The following is a 2,417-nucleotide window of genomic DNA, read 5'->3' as shown; positions in this document are numbered from 1 at the left end:
GCTCCATTGGTCTCTTACCTTTCGCCGAACTGTCCCCGCGAACGGTAAGTCTCTATTGTTTCGTGCCAACTCGGCAAGATCCTACGGCACATGATCGAACTAGTTTACCTATTTGTGCCGTAGCGTTCGTATGCTAAGCGTCGAGTAGCGGATTGCCGCCAGAGTGAACAGCAGGCCACCGGCGAGCCACACCGGATCCCAGAGCAGCAGGTGCCAGGGCAGCGCGGCCCGCCCGAGCCCGGCGGGGACCTCGACCACCCCGGCCACGATCAGCAGATGTTGCGCCAGGTTGGCCACACCGTACAGGGCGAGCAGGGCGGCGGCGCCCCAGCCGGCGAGCAGCAGCATCCAGCGCGGCAGCCAGCGGGGACGCCCGTCGAGGAGCGCGAGGGCGAGTGCCGCGGCGACCAGTTTGAGGACCGCGGTGGCCCAGAGCAACGCCACGAAGCCCGGCTCCCGGGCCAGCGCCGGCCCCTCCACAGCCGGGCCGATGGTGCCGGTGCCGACCCGACCCCCGGCCGCCCAGTAGAAGCTGAGCGCGGCGAACAACAGCGACCAGACGCAGGCGCCGTAGGCGACCCAGGGACCAGGGCGCCCGCCGGCCCGCCGCACCGGGTCGACGGAACCGCCGCCGCGCTGGCCGTCGGTGCTCGCTGCGGTGCTCCGGGTCACCGGTCCTCCCGTGGTCGGGTACGTCCGTCGATCGAGATCGTATCGGTGGACGTCGGTGCCACCGCGTCCGCCTTCCGTGGCAAGGCTTTGCCGTGCTCCTCGAAGCGGCCTCCACGTTCGCTCGACGGCGCGGCCCGGTGTTCGAGGCGACGTCGAGGCCGCCGCGAGGCCGTCACAAGGCGGCCGCTCGACGGTGAGAACCCGACCACGCTGCGGATGACGGGGCGGCGCGCGGCGCTCGCCGACGGACGCGGCCCAAGGACTCACGAAGGACTCCTGGGTGATGAACCGACGGGTTGTGGTAACCGGGCTCGGGCCGGTGTCGAGCATCGGCATCGGCATCGACGCCTTCACGACGGCACTGCGCGCCGGGCGCAGCGGCATCACGCCGATCGCCAGCTTCGACACCAGCGGCTTCCTGACCGACCGGGCCGGCGAGGTGCACGAGTTCGCCCCCGACCGCCTGCTGGCCCGGCTGCACCCGGCCGAATGGGGCCGCAGCAGCCTCTTCGCCGCCGCGGCGGCCCGGCTCGCGCTCACCGACGCCGGGGCCACCGACGTTCCGGACCGGTCCGACCGGGTCGGCGTCTGCATGGGTACGACCAGCGGCGAGTCCCAGGTGGTGGAGCGGCTCACCGAGCACTGGTTGGCCCACGGGTATCCGGGCACGCCGCAGCGGCTGGCCCGCCAGCTGCCGGCGGGACGGGTCGCCGAGGCGGTGAGCCGGGAACTGGGCCTCACCGGTCCGGCGCTGACCGTCTCCACGGCCTGCTCGGCGAGCAACTACGCCCTCGGGTACGCCTTCGACGCCATCGCCACCGGAGAGCAGGACTACATGGTGGTCGGCGGGGCCGACTCGGTGTGCCGGTGGGCCCACGCCGGCTTCTACCGGCTGGGGGCGCTCGCCGCCGAGCGGTGCGCGCCGTTCGACCAGGACCGCGCCGGGGTGATCACCGCGGAGGGCGGGGTGGCGCTGTTCCTGGAGAGCCTGGACTCGGCCCGCGCCCGCGGCGCCCGCGTCTACTGCGAGGTGCTCGGCTACGGGCTCACATGCGACGCCAAGCACCCGACCGCGCCGGACGCGACGAGCGTGGCCCGCTGCATGCGGCTGGCCCACCAGGACGCCGGCGTCAAGCCCGACGAGGTCGACTTCATCTGCGCCCACGGCACCGCCACCCCGGCCAACGACGCCGCCGAGTACGCGGCGGTCCGCGAGGTCTTCGGCGACCGGCTGCCGCCGATGAGCTCGGTGAAATCGATGCTCGGCCACACGATGGGCGCGGCGAGCGGGTTCAGCGCCCTGGCCGGGGCACTGGCCATCTCGGCCGGCTTCCTCGCGCCGACCATCAACCACGTGACCACCGACCCGGCGATGACCGGCCTGGACGTCGTGCCCAACGAGTCGCGTCCCGAACAGCCGCGCATCGTCCAGGTCAACGGATTCGCCTTCGGCGGCAACAACGCCATCACGATCCTTGGACGGCTCGCTTGACATCCTCCCGGGCCTGAAGGCCCGGGAGTCTCACGGTCGCCCGTGAGGTTTCCTGTTTCATCGCCGATTGCCTTTCCGGGAGGTTTTTCCCTTGAGGTCTTCTGTCAGCTCCGCAGGCGTTTTACCTCTCCGCCAGCCCGGCGGCGAGGATGTTCTTGGCGGCGTTGATGTCCCGGTCGTGCTCGACCCCGCAATCCGGGCACGTCCAGGTGCGCTCGTTGAGGGCGAGGGTGGTGTTGATCCGTCCACAGGT

General features: G+C 71.5%; 3 protein-coding genes. 1 reads left to right on the top strand and 2 read right to left on the bottom strand.

Features of this window, described 5'->3' with window-relative positions; translation table 11 throughout:
* Positions 1-108: 108 nt before the first annotated feature.
* Positions 109-672 carry a DUF3995 domain-containing protein gene (locus ACY34I_RS40265; RefSeq protein ID WP_462760789.1) on the bottom strand — a complete coding sequence of 188 codons (564 nt, stop codon included), beginning with the start codon at positions 670-672 and terminating at the stop codon, positions 109-111.
* 283 nt (positions 673-955) lie between these two features.
* Between ACY34I_RS40265 and ACY34I_RS40260 the strand changes: the two genes are divergently transcribed.
* On the top strand, positions 956-2,164 hold the full coding sequence (locus ACY34I_RS40260) for a beta-ketoacyl-[acyl-carrier-protein] synthase family protein (protein WP_462760787.1): 1,209 nt from the start codon (positions 956-958) through the stop codon (positions 2,162-2,164).
* Between the two features lie 121 nt (positions 2,165-2,285).
* Here ACY34I_RS40260 and ACY34I_RS40255 read toward each other — a convergent pair whose 3' ends face one another.
* Complete coding sequence (locus ACY34I_RS40255; protein WP_462760791.1) at positions 2,286-2,405, bottom strand: zinc ribbon domain-containing protein; 120 nt, start codon at positions 2,403-2,405, stop codon at positions 2,286-2,288.
* Positions 2,406-2,417 lie beyond the last annotated feature (12 nt).

Source organism: Micromonospora sp. RTBAU3-60, assembly GCF_054963695.1.
Note: the sequence above shows the minus strand (reverse complement) of the source record. Positions and strands in the feature narration are given on the sequence as shown.